This is a genomic window from Halanaerobium sp. (assembly GCF_003070835.1).
This window is the reverse complement of sequence record NZ_QBLR01000492.1, coordinates 1-1,143: the sequence shown is the minus strand read 5'-3', so window position 1 is coordinate 1,143 and position 1,143 is coordinate 1. Positions and strand designations below refer to the sequence as shown.

Below are 1,143 nucleotides of genomic sequence, written 5' to 3'. Positions count from 1 at the left end.
AAATTATTATAGGTAATATTGGGCGTTTGAGTTATCAAAAAGGTCATGAATTTTTAATTGAAGCTATTGAATTATTAAAACAAGAAAGAGATGATTTTGTTGTCTTAATAATTGGTGATGGAGAAAGAGAAGCAGAAATTAAAAATTTAGTTAGTGATAAAGGTTTGGGTGACTACATAATTTTTACTGGTTTTAGAGATGATGTTTATAATTTATTGCCTGGGCTTGATTTTTTAGTTCATACAGCCCGTTGGGAAGGTTTTGGCTTTGTCATAGCTGAGGCCATGGCAGCAGGACTTCCGGTTGTAAGCACTGATGTCAGTAATATTTCTGAAATTATTGTAGATGGAAAAACAGGATATTTAGCTGAAGCTGGAAATAACGAGGATATAGCTTCTAAGATGCTTAAAATGATAACGCAAAAAAATAAAATTGATTTTGGAATAAAAGGTAGAAAAGTTATAGAAAACAATTTTAGCTTAAAAATAATGATTGAAAATATAAAAAGATTTTTAAATTAATATGGGGGTAGATTAATATAGACAATATACTTCAATATATTGATAAATTTATAAGAGGAAGTTTATTATTTATGATGTTTAGTTCAGCAATTTCAATAGCTGGATCAAGTATTGGGATGGGATTTGCTTTTTTAGCCTGGATTATTAAATTAATTATAATAAAGCTTAAATCTAAAAAAATTATTTTTGTTTCCATTCCTTTCAACAATTCAATTTGGTTGCTCTTTCTGGCTATCGTAATATCTTTTATAGGTACTAAAGATTTATATAATAGTCTAGAAGGATTGGAAGATTATTTAATAGTTATTTTACTTTTTTATACTGTTGTTAACAATGTAAAAGATATAAAAACAGTTAAGAAAATGTTTGGCTTTGGTTTGATTTCTATCATTTTATCCTCATTATATGGGTTGTTTTATCAGTATTTATATCAAGGAGTTAGCAGGATAGACTCAACTTTTATGGCCCTAGATTTTGGAGCTTTACTTTTGATGTATTCTATTTTTGTGATGATATATTTATTTTTTGCTGAAAATAGCCTTAAATATAATTATTTATCTGCCTCTGCTTTAATACTGCTTTTAGTTACCTTAATTTTAAATCAAACACGAGGTGCCTGGTT

Annotated in this window: 1 protein-coding gene and 1 pseudogene; both read left to right on the top strand. The window is 27.6% G+C overall.

The genetic code is table 11. The features are described 5' to 3' along the window. Window positions 1-521, top strand: a 521-nt coding sequence (locus CI949_RS20735; RefSeq protein ID WP_290769938.1) for a glycosyltransferase, incomplete at its 5' end; no start/stop codon positions are given. A 116-nt stretch (window positions 522-637) separates the two neighbouring features. Then, a pseudogene (locus CI949_RS20730) lies at window positions 638-1,143 on the top strand (O-antigen ligase family protein); the annotation flags it as partial.